Origin of the sequence: Pseudomonas nitroreducens, from assembly GCF_024170165.1 — a bacterium.
Lineage (GTDB): Bacteria > Pseudomonadota > Gammaproteobacteria > Pseudomonadales > Pseudomonadaceae > Pseudomonas > Pseudomonas nitroreducens_C.
The window spans coordinates 447,601-469,243 of record NZ_JALJXP010000002.1 but is presented as its reverse complement, the minus strand read 5'-3'; the positions used below and the strand labels follow the sequence as shown (position 1 = coordinate 469,243).

Annotated in this window: 21 protein-coding genes; 19 read left to right on the top strand and 2 right to left on the bottom strand. The window is 67.0% G+C overall.

Features of this window, described 5'->3' with window-relative positions; translation table 11 throughout:
* Positions 1–27 precede the first annotated feature (27 nt).
* From J2T47_RS06465 to J2T47_RS06455, 3 genes are all read left to right on the top strand, one after another.
* Positions 28–660 carry an OmpA family protein gene (locus J2T47_RS06465; protein ID WP_081517735.1) on the top strand — a complete coding sequence of 211 codons (633 nt, stop codon included), beginning with the start codon at positions 28–30 and terminating at the stop codon, positions 658–660.
* Between the two features lie 120 nt (positions 661–780).
* Positions 781–1,083, top strand: a complete 303-nt coding sequence (locus tag J2T47_RS06460) for a DUF1145 domain-containing protein (protein WP_045209864.1) — start codon at positions 781–783, stop codon at positions 1,081–1,083.
* Positions 1,076–1,840, top strand: a complete 765-nt coding sequence (locus tag J2T47_RS06455; protein WP_253443553.1) for a collagen-like protein — start codon at positions 1,076–1,078, stop codon at positions 1,838–1,840. The genes J2T47_RS06460 and J2T47_RS06455 overlap by 8 nt, the downstream gene beginning before the upstream one ends.
* 69 nt (positions 1,841–1,909) lie before the next feature.
* Here J2T47_RS06455 and J2T47_RS06450 read toward each other — a convergent pair whose 3' ends face one another.
* On the bottom strand, positions 1,910–2,374 hold the full coding sequence (locus J2T47_RS06450; protein ID WP_253443550.1) for a CopD family protein: 465 nt from the start codon (positions 2,372–2,374) through the stop codon (positions 1,910–1,912).
* A gap of 122 nt (positions 2,375–2,496) precedes the next feature.
* Here J2T47_RS06450 and dinG point away from each other — a divergent pair, with 122 nt between their 5' ends.
* The 6 genes from dinG (at position 2,497) to J2T47_RS06420 (ending at position 11,377) form a co-directional block, all read left to right on the top strand.
* The gene (gene dinG, locus J2T47_RS06445) at positions 2,497–4,641 is read left to right on the top strand and encodes an ATP-dependent DNA helicase DinG (RefSeq protein ID WP_253443548.1); all 2,145 of its coding nucleotides are present in this window, start codon (positions 2,497–2,499) and stop codon (positions 4,639–4,641) included.
* 79 nt (positions 4,642–4,720) lie between these two features.
* The gene (locus tag J2T47_RS06440; protein ID WP_253443546.1) at positions 4,721–7,000 is read left to right on the top strand and encodes a beta-galactosidase; all 2,280 of its coding nucleotides are present in this window, start codon (positions 4,721–4,723) and stop codon (positions 6,998–7,000) included.
* Positions 7,001–7,116: 116 nt separating this feature from the next.
* Complete coding sequence (locus J2T47_RS06435) at positions 7,117–8,262, top strand: serine hydrolase domain-containing protein (RefSeq protein WP_253443544.1); 1,146 nt, start codon at positions 7,117–7,119, stop codon at positions 8,260–8,262.
* 244 nt (positions 8,263–8,506) lie between these two features.
* Positions 8,507–9,319 carry an OmpA family protein gene (locus tag J2T47_RS06430; protein WP_253443542.1) on the top strand — a complete coding sequence of 271 codons (813 nt, stop codon included), beginning with the start codon at positions 8,507–8,509 and terminating at the stop codon, positions 9,317–9,319.
* 108 nt (positions 9,320–9,427) lie between these two features.
* Positions 9,428–10,075 (top strand): pyridoxamine 5'-phosphate oxidase, encoded by a 648-nt coding sequence (gene pdxH, locus J2T47_RS06425; protein WP_253443540.1) that lies wholly within the window; start codon positions 9,428–9,430, stop codon positions 10,073–10,075.
* A gap of 162 nt (positions 10,076–10,237) precedes the next feature.
* Positions 10,238–11,377 (top strand): glycerate kinase, encoded by a 1,140-nt coding sequence (locus tag J2T47_RS06420; protein WP_253443538.1) that lies wholly within the window; start codon positions 10,238–10,240, stop codon positions 11,375–11,377.
* Here the strand turns inward: J2T47_RS06420 and J2T47_RS06415 are convergent.
* Positions 11,362–11,598 (bottom strand): hypothetical protein, encoded by a 237-nt coding sequence (locus J2T47_RS06415; RefSeq protein WP_253443536.1) that lies wholly within the window; start codon positions 11,596–11,598, stop codon positions 11,362–11,364. The two genes, J2T47_RS06420 and J2T47_RS06415, sit on opposite strands and share 16 nt — an antisense overlap.
* 206 nt (positions 11,599–11,804) lie before the next feature.
* Between J2T47_RS06415 and J2T47_RS06410 the strand changes: the two genes are divergently transcribed.
* The 10 genes from J2T47_RS06410 (at position 11,805) to J2T47_RS06365 (ending at position 21,643) form a co-directional block, all read left to right on the top strand.
* Positions 11,805–12,269: a glycine zipper 2TM domain-containing protein gene (locus J2T47_RS06410; protein WP_045209875.1), complete on the top strand. Its 465-nt coding sequence runs from the start codon at positions 11,805–11,807 to the stop codon at positions 12,267–12,269.
* Between the two features lie 257 nt (positions 12,270–12,526).
* Positions 12,527–15,343: a monovalent cation/H+ antiporter subunit A gene (locus J2T47_RS06405; protein WP_253443534.1), complete on the top strand. Its 2,817-nt coding sequence runs from the start codon at positions 12,527–12,529 to the stop codon at positions 15,341–15,343.
* Positions 15,343–15,675, top strand: coding sequence for a Na+/H+ antiporter subunit C (locus J2T47_RS06400; protein ID WP_045209877.1), 333 nt, complete (start codon positions 15,343–15,345; stop codon positions 15,673–15,675). Before J2T47_RS06405 ends, J2T47_RS06400 begins: the two co-directional genes overlap by 1 nt.
* The gene (locus J2T47_RS06395; RefSeq protein WP_253443533.1) at positions 15,672–17,168 is read left to right on the top strand and encodes a monovalent cation/H+ antiporter subunit D; all 1,497 of its coding nucleotides are present in this window, start codon (positions 15,672–15,674) and stop codon (positions 17,166–17,168) included. Before J2T47_RS06400 ends, J2T47_RS06395 begins: the two co-directional genes overlap by 4 nt.
* The gene (locus tag J2T47_RS06390; protein WP_253443531.1) at positions 17,165–17,665 is read left to right on the top strand and encodes a Na+/H+ antiporter subunit E; all 501 of its coding nucleotides are present in this window, start codon (positions 17,165–17,167) and stop codon (positions 17,663–17,665) included. The genes J2T47_RS06395 and J2T47_RS06390 overlap by 4 nt, the downstream gene beginning before the upstream one ends.
* Entirely contained in the window at positions 17,650–17,919 is a 270-nt protein-coding gene (locus tag J2T47_RS06385; protein WP_138520768.1) for a K+/H+ antiporter subunit F, read from the top strand. The genes J2T47_RS06390 and J2T47_RS06385 overlap by 16 nt, the downstream gene beginning before the upstream one ends.
* Positions 17,916–18,251 carry a Na+/H+ antiporter subunit G gene (locus tag J2T47_RS06380; RefSeq protein ID WP_253443529.1) on the top strand — a complete coding sequence of 112 codons (336 nt, stop codon included), beginning with the start codon at positions 17,916–17,918 and terminating at the stop codon, positions 18,249–18,251. The genes J2T47_RS06385 and J2T47_RS06380 overlap by 4 nt, the downstream gene beginning before the upstream one ends.
* Positions 18,252–18,892: 641 nt before the next feature.
* Entirely contained in the window at positions 18,893–19,798 is a 906-nt protein-coding gene (locus tag J2T47_RS06375) for a DMT family transporter (protein WP_253443527.1), read from the top strand.
* Positions 19,799–19,836: 38 nt separating this feature from the next.
* Positions 19,837–20,937: a PLP-dependent cysteine synthase family protein gene (locus J2T47_RS06370; protein ID WP_253443525.1), complete on the top strand. Its 1,101-nt coding sequence runs from the start codon at positions 19,837–19,839 to the stop codon at positions 20,935–20,937.
* Positions 20,938–20,953: 16 nt separating this feature from the next.
* Positions 20,954–21,643: an aspartate/glutamate racemase family protein gene (locus tag J2T47_RS06365; protein ID WP_253443523.1), complete on the top strand. Its 690-nt coding sequence runs from the start codon at positions 20,954–20,956 to the stop codon at positions 21,641–21,643.

Sequence of the window (21,643 nt, the reverse complement as noted above, 5' to 3'; positions counted from 1 at the left end):
CCCGATCATTAGAGGAGACATAACTTTATGAGCATCACAAGGACCGCTTTACCCCTGCTGCTGGTAAGCACGTTGCTCACCGGCTGCGCAGGGTTGCAGAAGTCCGATTGGCCAACCTGCGCCGTGGTTGGCGGTGTCGGCGGCGCCGGTCTGGGTTCCATCGAAAGCAGCGCCTGGGCTGGTTGGGGGGCCCTGATTGGTGGTGTGCTGGGTGCGTCCTACTGCTGGGTGCATGGCGCCGAAGAGCAAGTGGCCGAGGTTCCGCCGCCTGCACCGGCTCCTGAGCCTGCCCCGGCTCCGCTGCCCAAGGAAGAGACCATCGTGGTGCGTGACCTGCACTTCGCCTTCGACTCGTCGAAGATCGATGCGCAGGACAAGGACAAGCTCGACACCATCGCTACCCGCCTGAAAGGTGAGGCGGCGAGCACCGAGCTGAACATTGGCGGTCACACCGATAGCATCGGTACCGACGCCTACAACCAGAAACTGTCCGAACGCCGTGCCAATGCCGTGTCCAACTACCTGGTCGACTCTGGCGTACCTGCCAGCAGCATCAAGTCGGTCGTCGGTTATGGCGAGAGCCAGCCGGTTGCGGACAACAAGACCAAGGAAGGCCGCGCCGAGAACCGTCGCGTGGAAATCAAGATCACCCGCCAGTAAGTCCGGTGTGATCCGCGCAAAGGGGGCCCTCGTGGCCCCCTTTGTCATTCCCGGTTGCCACTGGCATCGGCCGGGGCAGAGGCGTATGTTCCCCGGCAAAGAAAAACACGGGGGCACTTCATGAAAGCGTTGTTGGGGCTGGGCAAGCTGATTGCCCTGTTGTTCTGGCTGGCGGTGCTGGCCAACCTGATCCAACCCTTCGCACATCCCTTCGCGCTGCTGCTCAATGCGGCGGGCGCGCTGATCCTGCTGATCCACATTCTCGAGGTGCTGGCGCTGCGCAAGCGCCTGCAGGGCCGTCCGCATCCGGGCATGGACCGCCTGCAGATACTGCTGTTCGGCGTCTTCCATTTCGCTACCCTGCCGCAGCCGGCAGCGGAACAACCGGCATCCGCAAAAGTAGAAGGAGATACCCATGCGTAAGTCGTTGCTTGGCCTGGCGCTGTTCGCCCCGCTGGCGTGTTCGGCCGCCGGCACTGTCTCGGTGGAGGCCAATACCGTGCTGCGCCTGCCGGTGAAGGGTGAGAGCCTGAGCCTGGACCGCATCAGCATCGGCCCGGAAGGCGCGTTGCTGATTCCGTCGCGGGTCAAGGAGCTGCGGATCGGCGAGCTGGACCTGGCGAAGAATGCGCGGATCGGCGTGTTCCCCGGCAACGATGCGCTGCAGATCGAGGTGCTGCACGGCAACCTCGCCGACGGCAGCGTGATCGCCGCGCAAGGCAGTTCCGGCAGCTTCGAGAAGCCTGCCAGCGGCGGCCGCAACCTGGTCCTGCGGTTACAGGACGTGGCGGTGGAAGACCTGCTGATCGACGTCCGTGGCGGCGTCGGTGCGCCGGGCTATGACGGGTTGGACGGCGGCAGCGCGCAGACTTCCGGTTGCCTGTGGGGCAGCGGCAAGGCTGCTGGCGACGGCCAGAACGGCGCCAATGGCCAGACCGGAGCTTCGGGCGGCGTGGTGCGCCTTGAGGTGCCGGAGCAGTTCGATGTCGCCAAAGTCCGCGTGCGCCTGGAAGGCGGCGCTGGCGGAGCCGGCGGCAAGCCCGGCAAGGCCGGCCCGCGCAGCAGCGAGAAAGGCTGCTGGTTCTATTCGGTGGCGGGCGAGAAACCCGGCGCGGAAGGCAGCGGCGGTGCGGAAGGGGCGAAAGGCAGCGAAGGTCGCCTGGACGTGAAGCGCTTCTGATGTCGACCTCATGAAAAAGCCCGCCTGATGAAAATCAGGCGGGCTTTTTTGTCCCGGCACAGTGGCGTCTTACCAGTGCGGACGGGCGGCGACGAAAGCCACCAGCGCCATGCCGATCAGCAGGTTCAGGCCCACGGTCTTGCGGAGCTTGCCCAGCGCGGCACCGCCGGCCGGCCAGTCCTCGGCGCCCACCGCACGACGCAGTTCCGGCAGCTGCAGCGCCTGGATGCGCAGGAACAGCGCGAGCATCGCCACGTACAGCCCCATCATCACCTGCACATAGCGCGGTGCGCCGGCCATGCCGTTGAAGCTCAGCTGCAGCATGCCCACGCCGGTCACCGGCAGCACGATCACCGCCGCCCACACCCAGCGGAAGAAGCGCGGGAACACCTCCAGCCACAGCTTCAGCCGGGGTGGGGCTTCCAGCGCAGCGACAGCGGCCGGGCGCAGGACCATCCAGGCGAAGAACATGCCGCCCACCCAGACCAGGGCGGCCAGGACGTGCAGGGCATAGACGAAGGCAAAGGGTGTCATTCGGACGATCTCCGCTGGCGATTGAAGTCAAGCGCGCTATCATAGCCGCCGATTCGAACCACTGAAAATTTATCCAGCATCCGGATGTGTCCACAAGGCACGCTCCGGGGCCCGGGAAGTCCATGCTCAGCACCGAACTCAAGGCCACGATCCAGGGCGCCTACTCGCGCTTCCTCGAGGCCAAGGAACTCAAGCCGCGCTACGGCCAGCGCCTGATGATCGCCGAAGTCGCCAAGGTCCTGGGGACCATTGCCAGCGACGAGGAAGGCCATCGCCTGGGCGATGCCGCCGTGGTTGCCGTGGAAGCAGGCACCGGCACCGGCAAGACCGTGGCCTACAGCCTCGCCGCGATCGCCTGTGCCAAGGCTGCCGGCAAGCGCCTGGTCGTCGCCACCGCCACTGTCGCCCTGCAGGAGCAGATCGTCCACAAGGACCTGCCCGACCTGCTGCGCAACTCCGGCCTGTCGTTCAGCTTCGCCCTGGCCAAGGGCCGCGGGCGCTACATGTGCCTGTCCAAGCTCGACCACCTGCTGCAGGAAGGCCAGGCGCAGAGCGCCACTGCGCAGCTGTTTGAGGAAGAAGGCTTCCGCATCGACGTGGACGAGACCTCCAGCAAGCTGTTCAACCAGATGATCGAGCGCCTGGCGGGCAACCGCTGGGACGGCGACCGCGACTCCTGGCCCGAGGCCATCGAGGACGCGCAGTGGGCGCAGGTCACCACCGACCACAGCCAGTGCACCAACCGCCATTGCCCGAACTTCCAGCAATGCGCCTTCTACAAGGCGCGCGAAGGCATGACCAAGGTCGACGTGATCGTCACCAACCATGACCTGGTGCTGGCCGACCTCGCCCTGGGCGGCGGCGCGATCCTGCCGGACCCGCGCGACACCCTCTACGTGTTCGACGAAGGCCACCACCTGCCGGACAAGGCCATCGGCCACTTCGCTCACTTCACCCGCCTGCGCGCCACCGCCGACTGGCTGGGCCAGGTGGAGAAGAACCTGACCAAGCTGCTGGCGCAGAACCCGCTGCCGGGTGACCTCGGTCGCCTGATCGAACAGGTGCCCGAGCTGGCCCGCGAGCTGCGCACGCACCAGCAGTTCATGTTCACCGCCTGCGAGGAAGTCGGCGACTTCCGCGCCGGCGAAGACATGGAAGGCCGCGAGCGGCCGCGCCATCGCTTCGAGGGCGGGGTGATCCCCGAGCACATCCGCGAGATGGGCATCGAGCTGAAGAAGGGCTTCTCCAGGCTCACCGACCTCTTCACCCGCCTCACCGAACTGCTCAAGGAAGCCATGGACGGGGAGGGCAGCGTCGGCATCGCCAGCCACCAGGCCGAAGAGTGGTACCCGCTGTTCGGCAGCCTGCTGTCCCGCGCCCAGGGCAACTGGGAGCTGTGGACTGCCTTCACCAGCGAGGACCCGGAAGACAGCCCGCCCATGGCGCGCTGGCTGACCCTCGCCGAGAGCGGCACCTTCTACGACATCGAGGCCAACGCGAGCCCGATCCTGGCTGCCGAGACCCTGCGCCGCAACTTGTGGAACGTGGCCTACGGCGTGCTGGTGACCTCCGCGACCCTCACCGCGCTGGGCACCTTCGACCGCTATCGGATGCGCGCCGGCCTGCCGCGCGCGGCCGTCACCGCCGTGGTGCCGAGCCCGTTCCATCATGCCGACGCCGGGGTGTTGCGCGTGCCCGACCTCAGGGCCGACCCGCGCGATGCCGCTGCCCATACCGCGGCGATCATCCGTGAACTGCCGGAAATCGTCGAAGGTTCGCGCGGTTCGCTGATCCTGTTCTCTTCGCGCAAGCAGATGCAGGAAGTCTTCGACGGCCTGGACCGCGACTGGCGCAAGCGCGTGCTGATCCAGGGCAACCTGTCCAAGCAGGAAACCCTCAACAAGCACCGCTCGCGGGTCGACGACGGCGAGCCGAGCGTGCTGTTCGGCCTGGCCAGCTTCTCAGAAGGGGTGGACCTGCCTGGCGCCTATTGCGAGCACGTGGTGATCGCCAAGATTCCCTTCGCCGTACCGGACGATCCCGTGGAAGCGGCGCTGTCGGAGTGGATCGAGGCGCGCGGCGGCAATCCCTTCATGGAGATCGCCGTGCCCGACGCCTCGCTGCGCCTGGTGCAGGCCTGTGGCCGTCTGCTGCGCACCGAGCAGGACCGCGGCACCATTACCCTGCTGGACCGCCGTGTGGTGACGCAGCGCTACGGCAAGGCCATTCTTAACGCGCTGCCGCCGTTCCGCCGCGAAATTCAGTGAGGGCGCGGGAGCTGGCTCCCGTGCTGGCTGTCAAACGAACGCCCGCCGTCCGGCGGGCGTGCTGCAAGGATTCGAATCCATGACATCGATGCGTTGGCATCTGCCTCTGCTGCTCAGCCTGGCCATCGCCAGCGCTCCGGCCTGGTCGGCCGGCGGCAATGAAACCCTGTTCAATTTCGTCAAGCCGATGGCCGTGGTCAGCGTGACCACGCAGAACGCCGACCTGCCCAGCTCCACCGCCGAGGCCACGCCTGAAGGCGAAATCCTCCGCCGGGTGAATTTCAACCCCGCGCCACAACCGAGCCTGCGCCTGGCGCCGTCCAGCGGCAGTTGGGACTGGTCCCAGGCCGACAGCGTCAGCCTGCGCATCCAGAACGCCATGGACTGGGCCATCACCCTGGAGGTGGAAATCGAAGGCGTCGTCGGCGCCCCCGGCCTGCGCGCGAGCATCGCCTTGCCGCCGGGCCCGGCGCAGACCCTGGTGATCCCGCTGCGCGCCATCGCCCCGGAAGACTTCGGCATGCGTGCCGGCGTGCCGATGCCCGTCACCCAGGATGGCCAGCGCCTGCTGCTGGCGAGCAAGGTCACGGGTGAGCTGAACCGCAGCCAGGTGGGCGCGGTGAAGCTGTTCCTCACCTCGCCCAAGGCGGCGCAGGACATCCTCGTCGGTCGCTTCGGCACCCGCGCTGGCAACGAGGAGTACCACAAGGCCTACACCGGCATCGTCGACGGTTTCGGCCAGTCCACTCACAGCGACTGGCCGGAGAAGGTGAAGAGCCCCGAGCAACTGGCCAGCGCCTGGAAAGCCGAAGGCGAGCAACTGAAGAAATGGCAGCCCGCTCCCGGCCGCGACGCCTTTGGCGGCCTGCTGGACGGCCCGGCGTTCGAGGGCACTGGCTTCTTCCGCACCGAAAAGCGCAACGGCCGCTGGTGGTTGGTGACGCCGGAAGGGCATTCGTTCTGGTCCATGGGCGTCAACGCAGTGAACGCCGACAGCAGCCAGACCTACGTGGAAGGTCGCGAGTACATGTTCGCCAGCCTGCCGAAAGAGGACGAGCCACTGGCCGCCTTCTATGGTCAGCGTGATGACCGCAGTGGCGTCGGCGCCCAGCAGGGCCGCGCGTTCGGCAACGGCCGCTGGTTCGACTTCTACGCCGCCAACCGCTTCCGCGCCGATGGCGGCCTGAGCGCTGACGCCGCTGCGGCCGCCTGGCGCGAGCGCACCGTTCGGCGCCTCGGTTCCTGGGGCTTCAACACCCTCGGCGACTGGAGCGATCCGGCCTTCGCCGACGAACCGCGCCTGCCCTACAGCGTGCCGCTGTCCATCAGCGGTGACTACGCCACGGTCAGCACCGGCTATGACTGGTGGGGCGCCATGCCCGACCCGTTCGACCCGCGCTTCGCCATGGCTGCCGAACGCGCCATCGCCATTGCCGCCCGCGACCACCGCGAGGACGCCTGGCTGCTGGGTTACTACGCCGACAACGAACTGGCCTGGGCCGGCCGTGGCGACGATGACCAGGCGCACTTCGCCCTGGCCTTCGGCACGCTCAAGCTGTCCACCGACAGCCCGGCCAAGCGCGCTTTCATCAAGCAGCTCAAGGACAAGTACGAGGATCACGAACAGCTCGCCGAAGCCTGGGGCGTGCAGCTGGGCTCCTGGGAAGACCTCGACGCGCCGGGCTACCAGGCACCGCTCCCGAGCGAGGCGCACCCGGCCATTGCCCAGGACTACAGCGCCTTCCTGCGCCTGTACGCCGACCAGTACTTCAAGACCCTGAAGGACTCGCTGCAGTGGCACGCGCCGAACCACCTGCTGCTCGGCCCGCGCTTCGCCGTCAGCACGCCGGAAGCACTGGCCTCCTGTGCGCAGTATTGCGACATCCTCAGCTTCAACCTCTACGTGCCGCTGCCCGAGCAGGGCTTCGACGCCAACTACGTGAAGAGCCTGGACAAACCGGTGCTGATCACCGAGTTCCACTTCGGCTCCCGCGACCGCGGGCCGTTCTGGGGTGGCGTCGCCGAGGTGTACAACGAGCAGCAGCGCGGCGAGGCGTACCAGCGCTTCCTCGCCGAAGCGGCCAAGCAGCCGAACATCGTCGGTGCGCACTGGTTCCAGTACCTCGACCAGCCGGTGACCGGCCGCCTGCTCGATGGCGAGAACGGCCACATCGGCCTGGTCGGCATCACCGACCTGCCATTCACCGGCTTCGTCGACGCGGTGCGCAAGGCCAACCAGCAGACGCTCAAAGGCATCGACGAACTGGCCCGCGCCGCCGCCAAGGTGGCGCCGGAGCCGCAGCCCAAGCCCACGCCTGCCAGCGATGACAGTGACGATGAGGAACAGGCGTCGCAGTGATGGCGTGGCGATGATCCGACATTCGTGAGACCACACCCTGCCTTTGGCAGGGTTCCCAGGGGCGGAGCGCGCTGAAAGAATGGCGCCTTCGCCCCTGTGCATTTCCGGAGCTTGAGATGACCCTGAACGGCCACTGTGATCCGCGCTTCACCCCCGTTGCCGATGCCTTCAGCGCGCTGTTCGAAGACCCGCAGGAACGCGGCGCGGCGCTGTGCATCCAGCTTGGCGGGGAAACCGTGGTCGATCTCTGGGCCGGCAGCGCGGGCAAGGAACCGGGCCAGGACTGGCAGGCCGACACGCTGCTCAACCTGTTCTCCTGCACCAAGACCTTCGCCGCCGTCGCCGCGCTGCAATTGGTGGGCGAGGGCCGCCTGGAGCTCGACGCGCCGGTCGCGCGCTACTGGCCGGAGTTCGAGCAGGCCGGCAAGCAGGCCATCACCGTGCGCCAGCTTCTCTGCCATCGCGCTGGGCTGCCGGCGATCCGCCAGCCGCTGGCGCCCGAAGCGCTGTATGACTGGTCGAGCATGACCGCCGCACTAGCCGCCGAAACGCCCTGGTGGACGCCGGGCGCCGAACACGGCTACGCCCCCATCACCTACGGCTGGCTGATCGGCGAACTGATCCGCCGTGTCGACGGCCGCGAGCCGGGCGCCGCCATCATCGCGCGCACCGCCGAACCGCTGGGGCTGGATTTCCATATCGGCCTGGATGACGCCGAATTCCACCGCGTCGCGCACATTGCCCGGGGCAAGGGCAATCTGGGGGACGCCGCCGCACAACGCCTGCTGCGGACCATGATGACCGACGCTGCTGCGCTTTCCACCCGCGCCTTCACCAATCCGCCATCGGTGCTCACCAGTACCAACAAGCCGGAATGGCGGCGCATGTCGCAGCCGGCGGCCAACGGCCATGGCAATGCACGTTCGCTGGCCGGCTTCTACAGCGGTCTGCTGCAGGGCAAATTGCTGGACGAGGCCCTGCTGGCCGAGCTCACCCGCGAGCATGCCGTTGGCGAGGATCGAACTTTATTGACCTGTACGCGTTTCGGGCTGGGTTGCATGCTTGACCAACCGAACGTGGCCAACGCCACCTACGGCCTTGGCCCGCAGGCCTTCGGGCATCCGGGAGCCGGTGGCTCCATCGGCTTTGCCGACCCCGAGCGCGAGCTGGCCCTGGGCTTCGTCGTCAACACCCTCGGTCCCTATGTACTGATGGACCCGCGCGCCCAGCGCCTGGCCCGCCTCGCCGGCGACTGCCTGTAACGACGAGCGGGAGGAACCTTCCTCCCGCCGCGCCTTCTTAAGGTCGTCCGCAATTGCCGTCGCGCTGGCCGCGACGGCCTTCCCCTGCGCACAGCTATGCGCCGCTCGTCAGTTCGGGATTAAAATCTCGTTCCAACTGAGTAAGTTATGTACAACTCTTAAGCTGATTGCTGAAGTCAGGGTGCCGCTGCCTGCCAGCTGCACCCGGCCTCTCTTCATGTTCCGACTTTATGGAATCGCTCCCATGAACCTGCTGCTCTCGAATTCGCTGAAAGTCTCCACCCTTGCGCTGTGCGTCGGTCTTTCCGCCTGCAGCCAGTTCCAATCCCAGGATCAGGCCAAGGACCCGGCGAAGACCTCCGAAAGCGCCGCTGCTGCGGCCAAGCCGGGCACCGGCCACTGGTGGTGGCCCTTCGCTGGTGACGAGGCAGTGACCGCTGCAGCTCCGGCGCCCGAGAAACAGCCGGTGGAAGCGGCCAAGGTCGCCGATGCCGGCAGCAAGCAGCCCGGTGGTCACTGGTGGTGGCCGTTCGGCGTGAGCGAGAGCAAACCGGGCGCCGACAAGGCCGGCAAGCCGCAGAGCGTCCAGGTCAGCAAGGAGTGGCTGGACCAGCACGAACAGTCCCTGCGCGCCGCCGTTGCAGGCAGCAAGTTCACCGTCGAGCGCCGCGAGAATGCCCTGGTGCTGATCGCGCCGGTGGAAGGCTCCTTCAACCCCAAGCGTCCTGAACTGCTGTTGCCGATTACCCTGGCGCCGCTGGGCAACGTCGCGAAGATGCTGCAGAACGATCCGGAAAGCGGCGTGCTGGTGCTGGGTCACAGCGACAGCTCGGGCGACAAGGCGACCAACGAAAAGGTCAGCCTGCAGCGCGCCCAGGCGGTGTCCTCGATCTTCCGCCTGAGCGGCCTGGGTGCCGACCGCCTGCGCCTGAAAGGCGTCGGCTCCAGCCTGCCGCGCGCCGACAACGCCAGCGCCGAAGGCCGCGCGCTGAACCGTCGCGTCGAAGTGCTGGTAACCCAGCGCACCAGCCTGCTGGCGCTCGCCCAGGCCAAGTGATCCGGCGTGCGTAAAGCGTCATTCCAGCCGGAATGACGCTTGTCGTGGATCAAGCGCGAAGGCGTAACTCTGGATAAGCTTAAGGACTTCTTCTGCAGGAGATTTCCGATGGCCCAGACCCTGGCCGATATGCGCCGCGAATACACCCGTGACGGACTGACCGAGACCCAGGCGCCCGCCGAACCGTTCAGCCTGTTCAACCAGTGGTTCGAGGACGCGGTGAAGACCGAGCAACTGCCGGTCGAACCCAACGCGATGATGCTCGCCACCGTGGACGCCGACGGCCAGCCGCACTGCCGCGTGCTCCTGCTCAAGGGCCTCGACGAGCGCGGCTTCACCTTCTTCAGCAACTACGAAAGCGCCAAGGGCCAGCAGCTCGGGGAAAACCCGCGCGCGGCCATGACCTTCTTCTGGCCGGCGCTGGAACGCCAGGTGCGCATCGAGGGGCGGGTGGAGAAGGTCTCCAGCGAAGAGTCCGCGGCCTACTACCGTGTGCGCCCGCTGGGCAGCCGCCTGGGTGCCTGGGCTTCGCCGCAGAGCCGGGTGATCGATGGCCGTGGCGAGCTGGAGCAGCTGCTCGCCGAGACCGAACAACGTTTCGCCGACACGGCACCGACCTGCCCGGATTTCTGGGGTGGCTTCCGCCTGCTGCCAAGCCGCATCGAGTTCTGGCAGGGCCGCCCGAGCCGCCTGCATGATCGCCTCAACTACCGCAACGAAAATGGCGCCTGGGTGCGCGAGCGTCTGGCGCCCTGAACCTGTTTCGAAGGTGAGCTTGGCGTAGGAGCGGGCTTCGTCCGCGATGGATTCCGTCGCGAATCAGACCAATCGCGGACGAAGTCCGCTCCTGCGCACGTCGGGAAAACCGCGCTGCGGTGTAGGATGCCCTGCATCCTCCCGTACAACGGACCTGACCCCATGAAAGTCGTCATCGCTCCCGATTCCTTCAAGGAAAGCCTCAGCGCCCCCGAGGTCGCCGCGGCTATTTCCCGTGGCTGGCTGCGTGCGCGGCCTGGCGATGAGACCCTGCTGCGGCCCATGGCCGACGGCGGCGAAGGCACCGTGGAGGCAGTGCTTGCAGCACGGCCGGGCGAGCGTCGTGAGCTGGACGTCTGCGGCCCGCTGGAACAACCGGTGAAAGCCCACTGGGGCTGGCTGGATGACGCCACGGCAGTGATCGAGATGGCGGCCGCCAGCGGCCTGCATTGGGTCCCGGAGGAGCAACGCGACGCCACCCGCACCACCAGCCGTGGCACCGGAGAACTGATCCGCGAAGCACTGGATGCGGGGGCGAAGAAGATCGTCATCGGCCTGGGCGGCAGTGCCACCAATGACGGCGGCTTGGGCTTGCTGCAGGCGCTGGGGGTCAGTTTCCTCGATGGCCAGGGCGAGGAGCTGGGCGCCGGTGGCGCGCGGCTCGCAGCACTGGCGCGCATCGACCTGTCGAACCTCGACCCGCGACTGGGGGCAGTCGAGGTCGAAGTAGCCGCCGACGTGAACAATCCCCTTTGCGGCCCCCGCGGCGCCTCAGCGGTCTTCGGTCCGCAGAAGGGCGCCAACCCGGAGCAGGTGCAGCAACTGGATGCCGCACTCGAACGCTTCGCCGAAGTCGCGGCGCTGGCCCTCGGGCAGGACCACAGCCTGTTCCCCGGCGTCGGTGCTGCGGGTGGTCTGGGATTCGCCTGCCGGGCTTTCCTCAAGGCGCGCTTCCGTCCGGGTATCGAGCTGATTGCCGAGCTGTCGGAACTGGAGGCGGGGTTGGCCGGCGCGTCGCTGGTCATCACCGGGGAAGGCCGGCTGGACGGCCAGAGCCTGCACGGCAAGACGCCGGTGGGCGTGGCCCATGTCGCCCGCAGCGCGGGCGTGCCGGTGATTGCGCTGGCGGGCAGCGTCGGCGAAGGGCTGGCCGAGTTGCGTGATGCGGGGATCGAAGCGGCGTTCAGCCTGGCACCGGGACCTATCACCCTGGCCGATGCCTGCGCCCGGGCGGCGCAGGAACTGGAAAACCGCGCCGAAGCGCTGGCGCGCTTCTGGTCGCTGGCTCAGGCCGCGCGGTAGTCGTCGGCGGCGCGCTGCAGCCATTGGGGCAGGTCGCGACGCTTCACCTTCTCGCGCTTGGCATCGGCCAGGCGCTGCAACAGATAGGTACGTTTTTGCGGATCATCGCCGGCCAGCGACAGCGCCAGGTCGCGGTCCATCCAGCGGCGGATGCGCCAGTAGATCCACCAGTGGAAATACAGGCCGGCGGCGGTGGTGACGACGATGATGAAATAGTCCATGTGGGGATCCGAGTGTGGCGCTTCTGCTGCGGGCACCAGCCTAAACGATCCCCTGGCAGGAAAAACTGAGCCACGGCAGGCGTTTTCGGCGGATTTGGCACAAACTGTACGAAAGCTGAATCGAGATCAGCATGTTTCATGACCTGGCGTGACAGGCGGGCTGCCGTCGGAGTCTAATAGCCGTAGCCCTACTCGGAGGTTCCCTAATGCGTAAAACTGCCCTGATCGCCGTGACTTTCGCGGCCCTGGCCATGACCCTCGGTGGCTGCCAGTCCAGCCTGACCGGCGACACCTACACCCGTGAAGAAGCACGTACCGTACAGAACGTTCGCATGGGTACCATCCAGGCCCTGCGTCCGGTGAAGATCGAAGGCACCAAGACTCCCATCGGCTCCGTTGCCGGCGCCGCCGTTGGCGGTATCGGCGGCAGCGCCATCGGTGGCGGCAAGGGCAGCTATGTCACTGCCATCATCGGCGCCGTGGCCGGCGGCCTGCTCGGCGCAGCCACCGAAGAAGGCCTGACCCGCACCCAGGGCGTGGAAATCACCGTCCGCGAAGACGATGGCAGCACCCGTGCCTACGTCCAGCAGGTCGACGAAGGTGCCGTGTTCCGTGTCGGCGAGCGCGTGCGCATCCTGACCGTCAACGGTACCAGCCGCGTCGCTCACTGACCGGCTACGGCTGCCTGCCCGTGGCAGCCAGCGAAACCCAGCGCGCGACAGTCGACCCGACTGTCGCGCGCTATCGTTTGGGGGATAGGAAAACTCGTCGCGGGCCACTGCGGGCGCGGCACAAGCTTGCAATTTCGTAATAATTCAATCCATGACGCGTAATCGATAGATATGGATAATCGTCGCCTTTGCAAGCCGGCCGCCTTCGCGCGGTGGTGCCTGTCTGAACGCCGTCCGGCGGTGAAAAGGAGTGGGTCATGACGTTGGCGCTGATCATCGCGCTGCCTTTCTTCGGGGTATTGCTGCCGCTGCTGGCCGAGCGTTTCGGCCGTACCGCCTGCTCCGCCGCCACGGGCCTGGTGCCGCTCGCCGGGTTGATCCTGCTGCTGGGCCAGCGTTCGGTGCTCGGCGGCGATCCGCAGGTTCAGCGCCTGGAGTGGCTGCCGGAACTGGGCCTGAACCTCAGCCTGCGCCTGGACGGCCTGGGCTTCCTGTTCGCCCTGTTGATCCTCGGCATCGGCCTGCTGGTGATCCTCTACGCCCGCTATTACCTGTCCGAGAAGGAGCCCGCCGGGCGCTTCTTCGCCTTCCTGCTGCTGTTCATGGGCGCCATGCTCGGCGTGGTGCTGAGCGAAAACCTGCTGCTGATGCTGGTGTTCTGGGAGCTGACCAGCCTTTCGTCGTTCCTGCTGATCGGCTTCTGGGGGCATCGCTCGGACGCGCGCAAGGGCGCGCGCATGTCCCTGGCGGTCACCGGTGGCGGCGGCCTGGCGCTGCTGGCCGGCATTCTGTTGATCGGCCATGTGGTCGGCAGCTTCGAGCTCTCCACGGTGCTCGGTGCCCGCGAGGTGCTGCAGGCCAGCCCGCTGTTCCCGCTGGCGCTGTGCCTGGTGCTGCTGGGCGTGTTCACCAAGTCCGCGCAGTTCCCCTTCCATTTCTGGCTGCCCCACGCGATGGCGGCGCCGACGCCGGTGTCGGCCTATCTGCATTCGGCGACCATGGTGAAGGCCGGTGTGTTCCTGCTGGCACGCCTGTACCCGCTGCTGTCGGGTAACGACCTGTGGTTCTACCTGGTCAGCCTGACTGGCCTGGCGACCCTGCTGATGGGCGCCTTCATGGCGTTGTTCCAGAACGACCTCAAGGGCCTGCTGGCCTACTCGACCATCAGCCACCTGGGCCTGATCACCTTGCTGTTCGGCCTGGATTCGCCGATGGCCAACGTCGCGGCGATCTTCCACATCATCAATCACGCGACCTTCAAGGCCTCGCTGTTCATGGCCGCCGGGATCATCGACCACGAGACCGGCAGCCGCGACATGCGCCGCATCAACGGCATGTGGAAGTACATGCCGCACACCGCCGTACTGGCGATGGTGGCGTCGGCGTCGATGGCCGGCGTGCCGCTGCTCAACGGTTTCCTGAGCAAGGAGATGTTCTTCGGCGAGACCCTGGCGCAGAACATGATGGGCAGCTTCAACTGGCTGATCCCGGCGCTGGCGACCGTCGGCGCGCTGTTCTCGGTGAGCTACTCGGTGCGCTTCATTCACGACGTGTTCTTCAACGGCGAGCCGATCAACCTGCCCAATCCGCATCCCCACGAGCCGCCGCGCTACATGAAGGTGCCGGTGGAAATCCTCGTGCTGATCTGCCTGCTGGTGGGCGTCATGCCGGGGGTCATCGTCGGCCCGCTGCTGGCCGGCGCCGCCGCGTCGAGCCTGAATGGCGTGCTGCCGGAATACAGCCTGGCGATCTGGCACGGCTTCAACGCGCCGCTGGCGATGAGCTTCGTGGCCACGGCCGGCGGCGTGCTGCTGTATGTGCTGCGCAAGCCGCTGTTCGACTGGTACGCGGGGCTGCCGGCGATGGACGCCAAGCGGGTGTTCGAGCAGCAGGTGCAGCGCGTGGTGTGCTTCGCCTCGCGCGTGACCGATTACCTGGAGAACGGCTCGCTGCAGCGCTACGCCATGCTGCTGGTGCTCTCTGCCGTGGTGGTGGTGTTCGCCGGCCTGGCGCCGCTGCCCGCCATCGAAGGTGATCGCGCGCAGACGCCGCTGGACGGCATCACCGCGCTGGGCCTGGTCCTGCTGGCCATCGCCGGGCCGCTCACCGTCTGGTTCCACCGCCAGCGCCTGACCGCGCTGGTGATCCTCAGCATCGCCGGGCTGCTGGTGGCGTTGGCCTTCGCCCGCTTCGCCGCACCGGACCTCGCGTTGACGCAACTGTCGGTGGAAGTGGTGACCATGGTCCTGCTGATGCTGGCGCTGTACTACCTGCCGGCGCGCACGCCGAAGAGCTCCAGCAGCCTGCGCCGCCTGCGCGACTTCGTGATCGCCATCGGTGCCGGGGTGATGGTCACGCTGTTGGCCTATGCCGTGCTCACCCGTCCCTACGACAGCATCGCCGGTTACTACCTGGAGAACAGCGTCTCCGGTGGCGGCGGGCACAACGTGGTGAACGTGATCCTGGTGGACTTCCGTGGCTTCGATACCCTCGGTGAGATCACCGTGCTGGCGATCGCCGCGGTGGGCATCTTCGCGCTGCTCGATGGCCTGCGCCTGCTGCGCCGCGAAACTGACGACGAAGGCCATACCTGGGCCAGGGACCGTTTCCCGCCGATCCTCGCCACGCTGTCGCGCCTGCTGCTGCCGCTGGCGCTGCTGGTCTCGGTGTTCATCTTCCTGCGCGGGCACAACCTGCCGGGCGGCGGTTTCATTGCCGGGCTGATCACTTCGGTGGCGCTGATCCTCCAGTACATCGCCTGCGGCAGCCGCTGGGTGAGCACCCGCCTGCCGCTGGACTACAGCCGCCTCGCCGGCCTCGGCGTGCTGATCGCCGGGCTGACCGGGCTGGGCGCCTGGTTCTTCGGCTTCCCGTTCCTCACCTCGGCGTTCGGCCACTTCCACATTCCGCTGGTGGGCGAGATCGAACTGGCCACGGCCATGCTCTTCGACCTGGGCGTGTACTTCACCGTGGTCGGCGCGACGCTGTTGATCCTCTCGGGCCTCGGTTCGGTCACTGCACCGCCCCCCTCGCTAGAGCTGAGAGAGCCGCTGCTGTCCAAGGAGGCACCCTGATGGAAGCGCTGTTCGCCATCGCCCTCGGTCTGCTGACCGCCAGCGGCGTCTACCTGCTGCTGCGTGCGCGCACCTTCCCGGTGGTGCTGGGGCTGACCCTGCTGTCCTACGCGGTCAACCTGTTCCTCTTCGCCATGGGCCGGCTGGCCGGCGACCCGGCGGTAATCGGCCAGGTCGCCAACGCCGGGGATCCGATCCCCCAGGCGCTGGTACTGACGGCCATCGTCATCGGCTTCGCCATGACCGCCTTCGTCATCGTGCTGGCCTTGCGAGGGCTGGCGGATACCGGTGGTGATCACGTCGATGGTGGAGAAGGAGAGGAAAGCCGATGAACCACTGGCTGATTCTTCCGGTCCTGCTGCCGCTGTTCGCCGGGTGTGCACTGTTGCTCGTGGGCGAGCGCTTGCAGCGCGGCCTGTCGCTGCTCGCCACCCTGGCGCTGCTGCCGCTTTCCGCCGTATTGCTGCAACAGGCCGACAGCGGTGTGGTGCAGTTCTACGCGCTGGGCAACTGGCAGCCGCCATTCGGCATCATCCTGGTGCTGGACCGTCTCAGCGCGCTGATGATCGCTGCCACCGCGCTGCTCGCCAGCCTGTCGCTGATCTACGCGGTGCGTGGGGATGACCGGCGCGGCAAACGCTTCCATGCGCTGTTCCAGTTCCAGTTGCTCGGTCTGAACGGGGCGTTCCTCACCGGAGACCTGTTCAACCTCTTCGTGTTCTTCGAGATCCTGCTGATCGCCTCCTACGCGCTGCTGCTGCATGGCGGCGGGGCAGGGCGGGTGCGTGCGGGTGTGCATTACGTGGTGCTCAATCTCGTCGGCTCGGCGTTCTTCCTCCTTGCGGTGGGCACGCTCTATGGCATCACCGGCACCCTGAACATGGCGCACATGGCCGAGCGCGTGGCCCAGCTGAGCGCCGAGCAGGCACCGCTGGTGCGCGCGGCGGCGTTGCTGCTGCTGGTGGTGTTCGGCCTGAAGGCGGCGCTGCTGCCGCTGTACTTCTGGCTGCCCAAAGCCTATGCCGAGGCCAGCGCGCCGGTAGCGGCGTTGTTCTCGATCATGACCAAGGTGGGCATCTACTCGATCCTGCGGGTCTACACGCTGATCTTCGGCGAGCAGGCCGGCGAGCTGGCGAACCTCGCGCAGGCCTGGCTGTGGCCGCTGGCGCTGGCCGGCATAGTCGCCGGTGCGCTGGGGGCGCTGGCGGCGACCACGCTGCAAGGCCTGCTGTCCTACCTGGTGGTGGTCTCCGCCGGCACGCTGCTGGCGGCCATCGCGCTGGGCACGCCGGAGGCGCTGTCCGCCGCGCTCTACTACCTGCTGCACAGCATCTGGGTGGCCGGCGGGCTGTTCCTGCTGGCTGACCTGATTGCCCGTCAGCGTGGCGAAAAAGGCGGCCGACTGGTACAGGGCCCGGCGCTGCTGCAACCGCACCTGCTGGGTGGCGCGTTCTTCTTCGGCGCCATCGCCGTGGCAGGATTGCCGCCGCTGCCGGGCTTCCTCGGCAAGCTGATGTTGCTGCGCTCGGTGAGTGGCGGCAGCGAGGCCATCGCGTTGTGGAGCGTGGTGCTGGTCAGCGGGCTGGTCACCATCGTCGCGCTGAGCCGCGCCGGCAGCACGCTGTTCTGGCGCACCGGCCTGAGCGTGCTGGGCAGCGCCAATCGCGAGCCGGTGAAGATGCTCGCGTGCTTCGGCCTGCTGGCCAGCGCACCGCTGATGGTGGTCGCCGCGCGGCCGCTGATCACTTATGCACAGGCCACGGCCGTGCAGCTGCTGGATGCCGGGCTCTACCGCCAGGCGATCCTCCTGGGAGGTGGCGCATGATCCGGCGCATCCTTCCGCACCCGCTGCTCAGCGGTGTGCTGCTGCTGAGCTGGCTGCTGCTGGTCAACGACTTCTCCCTCGGCCACTGGCTGCTCGGCGCGTTCCTCGGCCTGAGCATCCCGCTGCTGTGCCGCAACCTGCTGCTGGCCGCGCCGCGCATCCAGCGGCCGGGCCTGCTGCTGCGCTTCATCGGCCTGGTGCTCTACGACATAGTCGTGGCCAACCTGCAGGTGGCGAAACTGGTGCTGGGGCCGAAGGCGAACCTGCAACCGGGCTTCGTCGAGATTCCCCTGGAGCTGACCGATGACCTGGCCATCAGCATCCTCGCCAGCGTCATCACCCTGACCCCGGGCACCTGTTCCGCCGACCTCTCCGCGGACCGCCGTACGCTGCTGGTGCATGGCATCGACGTGCCGGACCCGCAGGCGCTGGTGGCGGACATCAAGGCGCGCTACGAGGCGCCGCTGAAGGAGGTGTTCGCATGCTCGGCATCGTGATCCCGATCTGCCTGGCTTTGCTGGGCATTGCCGTGCTGCTCACCGTGGCGCGGCTGATTCGCGGGCCGTCGGTGGCGGACCGCATCCTCGCGCTGGACACCCTGTCGGTGGAGGCCATCGCGCTGATCGTGCTGTTCGGCATCTGGAAGGGCAGCGGCCTGTACTTCGAGGCGGCGCTGCTGATCGCGGTGATGGGCTTCGTCAGCACCGTGGCGCTGTGCAAGTTCCTGCTGCGCGGAGACATCATCGAATGAATGGCGAAATGATCGTGGAAGCGCTGGTCTGCCTGCTGCTGCTGGCGGGCAGCCTGTTTGCGCTGCTTGGCGCCATCGGCCTGTACCGGCTGCCGGACTTCTATACGCGGCTGCACGCGCCGACCAAGGCTTCGACCCTGGGCGTGGGCGGTGTGGTGCTGGCGTCGCTGCTGTACTTCAGCACCCGTGGCGAGGGTGTCAGCCTGCATGAAATCCTGATCACTGTGTTCCTCTTCATCACCGCGCCGGTCAGTGCGCACTTGCTGGCCAAGGCGGCGATGCAGCAGCGGGTGCCGGTGGAGCGGGGGACCAAGGGTAAGCCCTGGGACTGATTTTTAGCCTTGTTTGTGCTGCTTCTGGATTGGGTGGTCCGCGTCGCTTCTACGTGCGCGTGGACTTCTGGTTTCGCCCCCTCGGGCGAGTCACTTCTTCCAAACGCCGAAGAAGTAACCAAGAAGGCTTGCCCCGGACATCCGGTTTTTCGCTTAGGCGAAAAATTCCCTCGTTGAATTGAAGTTTCAGGGGCACGCCGCGAAGGGCCATCCCTGGCCCAACGCGGCTCTCGCGACATCCAGGTCGCTCAACCCCTGAAACTCCAATTCAACGAGGCCTCCTGAACGGGGCAGTCGGCGTGCGCGGGTGTTTTTCTGGAAGCCTTTCAGAGCCAGGGCGGGGGCTCTTCGTAGGACCGAGGGGGACGCCTAGTCCTTGCTCGCGAACCGCCCAACAGCGGATTTCCCATGTAGGAGCGGGCCATGCCCGCGAACCGTCGGCAGGGCCGACGCTTCAGGTGGTGGCTCGACGTCACCGGGAGTGCCGAAATCAACCTGCAGGGGCGCGCTATGCGCGAGATCGCGAGCAAGCTCGCTCCTACAAAATACCTCCAGCCCATACAGTTTCCCCTCTGTTCTGTACCTGTCGGCCCATACCGGGCGCCTCCTATACTCCGGGAACCTTTTGACTGGAGCGTCCCGTGCAGCAATCCCGGCCGTTCGCCCTCGCGTGCCTGGTGCTGGCCATGGCGCTGTGGGGCAGTTCCTTCATCGCGCTGAAGTTCGCCTTCCAGGAAATGCCGGCCATGTGGGTGATCTTCGCCCGTATGGCGCTGGGCAGCCTGATCTTCCTCGTCGCCTGGCGCTGGCGCGGGCGCATCGACTATCGCCCCGGCGACTGGAAGTGGCTGCTGGCGCTGGCCGCCTGCGAGCCCTGCCTGTACTTCATCTTCGAGTCCCTGGCGCTGCAGCAGACCAGCGCTGCCCAGGCCGGGATGATCACCGCGCTGCTGCCGCTGCTGGTGGCGGTCGGCGCGTTCTTCCTGCTGCATGAGAAGATCGCGCGCAACACCTGGCTGGGCTTCGCCCTGGCGGTGCTCGGCTCGCTCTGGCTGACCCTGGCCAGCGAGCCGGACCGCCACGCGCCGAACCCGCTGCTGGGCAATTTCTACGAACTGGTGGCGATGCTCTGCGCCACCGGCTACACCCTGTTGCTCAAGCACCTGTCGGCGCGCTATTCGCCCTTCATCCTGACGGCCATGCAGGCGTTCATCGGCTCGCTGTTCTTCCTGCCGCTGGCGCTGGCGACCTCCGGTCTGCCGGCGGCGCCCGGCCCGACCGGCTGGTTCGCCCTGGTCTACCTGGGCAGTGTGGTCACCGTCGGCGCCTATGGCCTGTACAACTTCGGCGTCAGCCGCCTGCCGGCGAGCCAGGCGACCGGCTTCATCAACCTGATCCCGGTGTTCACCCTGATCTTCGCCGCGCTGCTGCTCGGTGAAGTGCTCAGCGGCCAGCAGGCTCTGGCCGCCGGGCTGGTATTCATCGGCGTCGCCCTCAGCCAGTGGCGCAGCGCGCCACCCACATCGCCGGCCGGTGTGCTGGACTGAACCCATTGAACCGCTTGCCCTGCCAGGAGAACGACACGATGGCCACCCAGGAACGCAACTGGACCCGCGAGGCGATCCGTATCATCGAAGCGGATTTCCAGCGCAGCGCCGATACCCACCTGATCCCCCTGGACATGCCCGGCCTGCCGGGCGTGGACCTGTACTTCAAGGACGAGTCGAGCCACCCCACCGGCAGCCTCAAGCACCGCCTGGCGCGCTCGCTGTTCCTCTATGCCCTGTGCAACGGCTGGTTGAAGCCAGGCGCGCCGGTGATCGAAGCGTCCAGCGGCTCGACGGCGATCTCCGAGGCCTACTTCGCCCGGCTGCTCGGTCTGCCGTTCATTGCCGTGGTGCCGGCCAGCACCTCGAAGGAGAAGATTGCGCAGATCGCCTTCTACGGCGGCCAGGCGCATCTGGTCGATGACCCGACGCAGATCTACGCCGAGTCCGAGCGCCTGGCCAAGGAAACCGGCGGCCACTTCATGGACCAGTTCACCTACGCCGAGCGCGCCACTGACTGGAGGGCGAACAACAACATCGCCGAGTCGATCTTCCAGCAGATGCGCCATGAGCGCTTCCCCGAGCCGGCCTGGCTGGTCTCCAGCCCCGGCACTGGCGGCACCCTGGCGACCCTGGGACGCTTTGCCCGCTACCGCCGGCATGACACCCGAGTGCTCTGCGCCGACGCCGAACGCTCGGTGTTCTTCGAGTCCTACAAGACCGGTGACCGCGACCTGACCCTGAGCTACGGCTCGCGCATCGAAGGCATCGGCCGCCCGCGTGTGGAAGCGTCCTTCCTGCCCAACGTGCTTGACGCCTGCTGCAAGGTGCCGGACGAGCTGTCGCTGGCGGCCATGCATTACCTGGCCCGGCGCCTGGGACGGCATGTCGGCGGCTCCAGCGGCACCAACCTGATTGGCGCACTGCTGGTGGCGCGGCAGATGGTGGCGCGGCGCGAGAGCGGCTCGGTGGTGGCGATCCTCTGCGACAGCGGCGAGCGCTACGAGACGACCTACTACAACCCGTTGTGGCTGATTTCCCAGGGCTTCGACCTCGATCCGCTGATCGAGGCCGTGCGCCAGTGCGCCGAGCACGGCGCGGCGCTGCCCGGCGATCTGCCCTGCATCGGACTGGACTGACCCCACGGAGGGACGTATGAAAACCATCGGCCTGATCGGCGGCATGAGCTGGGAGTCGACCATTCCCTATTACCGGCAGATCAACGAACGCATCAAGGAACGCCTGGGCGGCCTGCACTCGGCGAAGGTCGCGCTGTACAGCGTGGACTTCCATGAGATCGAGCGCCTGCAACATGCCGGCGACTGGGACGCCGCCGGCCGTGTGCTGGCTGACGCGGCCCGTTCGCTGAAGGCGGCGGGTGCGGATTTCCTCGTGCTCTGCACCAACACCATGCACAAGGTGGCGCCGGCCATCGAGGCGGCGGTGGATATCCCGCTGCTGCACATTGCCGACCCGACGGCCGAGGCGATCCGCGCGGCGGGTGTTGCCACGGTCGGCCTGCTGGGCACGCGCTTCACCATGGAGCAGGCGTTCTACAAGGATCGCCTGGTGGAGAAGTTCGGGCTGAAGGTACTGACGCCGAACGAAGCCGAGCGCCAGGTGGTGCACCGGATCATCTACGAGGAACTGTGCCTGGGGCGGATTCGCGATGAATCGCGGGAAGACTACCGGCGCATCATCGCTGCGCTGGTGGAGCAGGGCGCCGAGGCGGTGATTCTCGGCTGCACGGAGATTTCCCTGCTGGTCGGCCCGGCGGACGCTTCGGTGCCGCTGTTCGACACCACGGCACTGCATGCCCTGCACGCGGCCGACGCCGCCATTTGA

What these genes read in the sequence shown, in the direction of transcription:
- J2T47_RS06390 (WP_253443531.1), top strand. Translation starts at nt 17,165, where the DNA reads ATGATCCGGCGCATCCTTCCGCACCCGCTGCTCAGCGGTGTGCTGCTG.
- J2T47_RS06415 (WP_253443536.1), bottom strand. Translation starts at nt 11,598, where the DNA reads ATGGACTATTTCATCATCGTCGTCACCACCGCCGCCGGCCTGTATTTC.
- J2T47_RS06405 (WP_253443534.1), top strand. Translation starts at nt 12,527, where the DNA reads ATGACGTTGGCGCTGATCATCGCGCTGCCTTTCTTCGGGGTATTGCTG.
- J2T47_RS06450 (WP_253443550.1), bottom strand. Translation starts at nt 2,374, where the DNA reads ATGACACCCTTTGCCTTCGTCTATGCCCTGCACGTCCTGGCCGCCCTG.
- dinG (WP_253443548.1), top strand. Translation starts at nt 2,497, where the DNA reads ATGCTCAGCACCGAACTCAAGGCCACGATCCAGGGCGCCTACTCGCGC.
- J2T47_RS06455 (WP_253443553.1), top strand. Translation starts at nt 1,076, where the DNA reads ATGCGTAAGTCGTTGCTTGGCCTGGCGCTGTTCGCCCCGCTGGCGTGT.
- J2T47_RS06420 (WP_253443538.1), top strand. Translation starts at nt 10,238, where the DNA reads ATGAAAGTCGTCATCGCTCCCGATTCCTTCAAGGAAAGCCTCAGCGCC.
- J2T47_RS06400 (WP_045209877.1), top strand. Translation starts at nt 15,343, where the DNA reads ATGGAAGCGCTGTTCGCCATCGCCCTCGGTCTGCTGACCGCCAGCGGC.
- J2T47_RS06365 (WP_253443523.1), top strand. Translation starts at nt 20,954, where the DNA reads ATGAAAACCATCGGCCTGATCGGCGGCATGAGCTGGGAGTCGACCATT.
- J2T47_RS06410 (WP_045209875.1), top strand. Translation starts at nt 11,805, where the DNA reads ATGCGTAAAACTGCCCTGATCGCCGTGACTTTCGCGGCCCTGGCCATG.
- J2T47_RS06370 (WP_253443525.1), top strand. Translation starts at nt 19,837, where the DNA reads ATGGCCACCCAGGAACGCAACTGGACCCGCGAGGCGATCCGTATCATC.
- J2T47_RS06460 (WP_045209864.1), top strand. Translation starts at nt 781, where the DNA reads ATGAAAGCGTTGTTGGGGCTGGGCAAGCTGATTGCCCTGTTGTTCTGG.
- J2T47_RS06440 (WP_253443546.1), top strand. Translation starts at nt 4,721, where the DNA reads ATGACATCGATGCGTTGGCATCTGCCTCTGCTGCTCAGCCTGGCCATC.
- pdxH (WP_253443540.1), top strand. Translation starts at nt 9,428, where the DNA reads ATGGCCCAGACCCTGGCCGATATGCGCCGCGAATACACCCGTGACGGA.
- J2T47_RS06395 (WP_253443533.1), top strand. Translation starts at nt 15,672, where the DNA reads ATGAACCACTGGCTGATTCTTCCGGTCCTGCTGCCGCTGTTCGCCGGG.
- J2T47_RS06435 (WP_253443544.1), top strand. Translation starts at nt 7,117, where the DNA reads ATGACCCTGAACGGCCACTGTGATCCGCGCTTCACCCCCGTTGCCGAT.
- J2T47_RS06430 (WP_253443542.1), top strand. Translation starts at nt 8,507, where the DNA reads ATGAACCTGCTGCTCTCGAATTCGCTGAAAGTCTCCACCCTTGCGCTG.
- J2T47_RS06385 (WP_138520768.1), top strand. Translation starts at nt 17,650, where the DNA reads ATGCTCGGCATCGTGATCCCGATCTGCCTGGCTTTGCTGGGCATTGCC.
- J2T47_RS06380 (WP_253443529.1), top strand. Translation starts at nt 17,916, where the DNA reads ATGAATGGCGAAATGATCGTGGAAGCGCTGGTCTGCCTGCTGCTGCTG.
- J2T47_RS06465 (WP_081517735.1), top strand. Translation starts at nt 28, where the DNA reads ATGAGCATCACAAGGACCGCTTTACCCCTGCTGCTGGTAAGCACGTTG.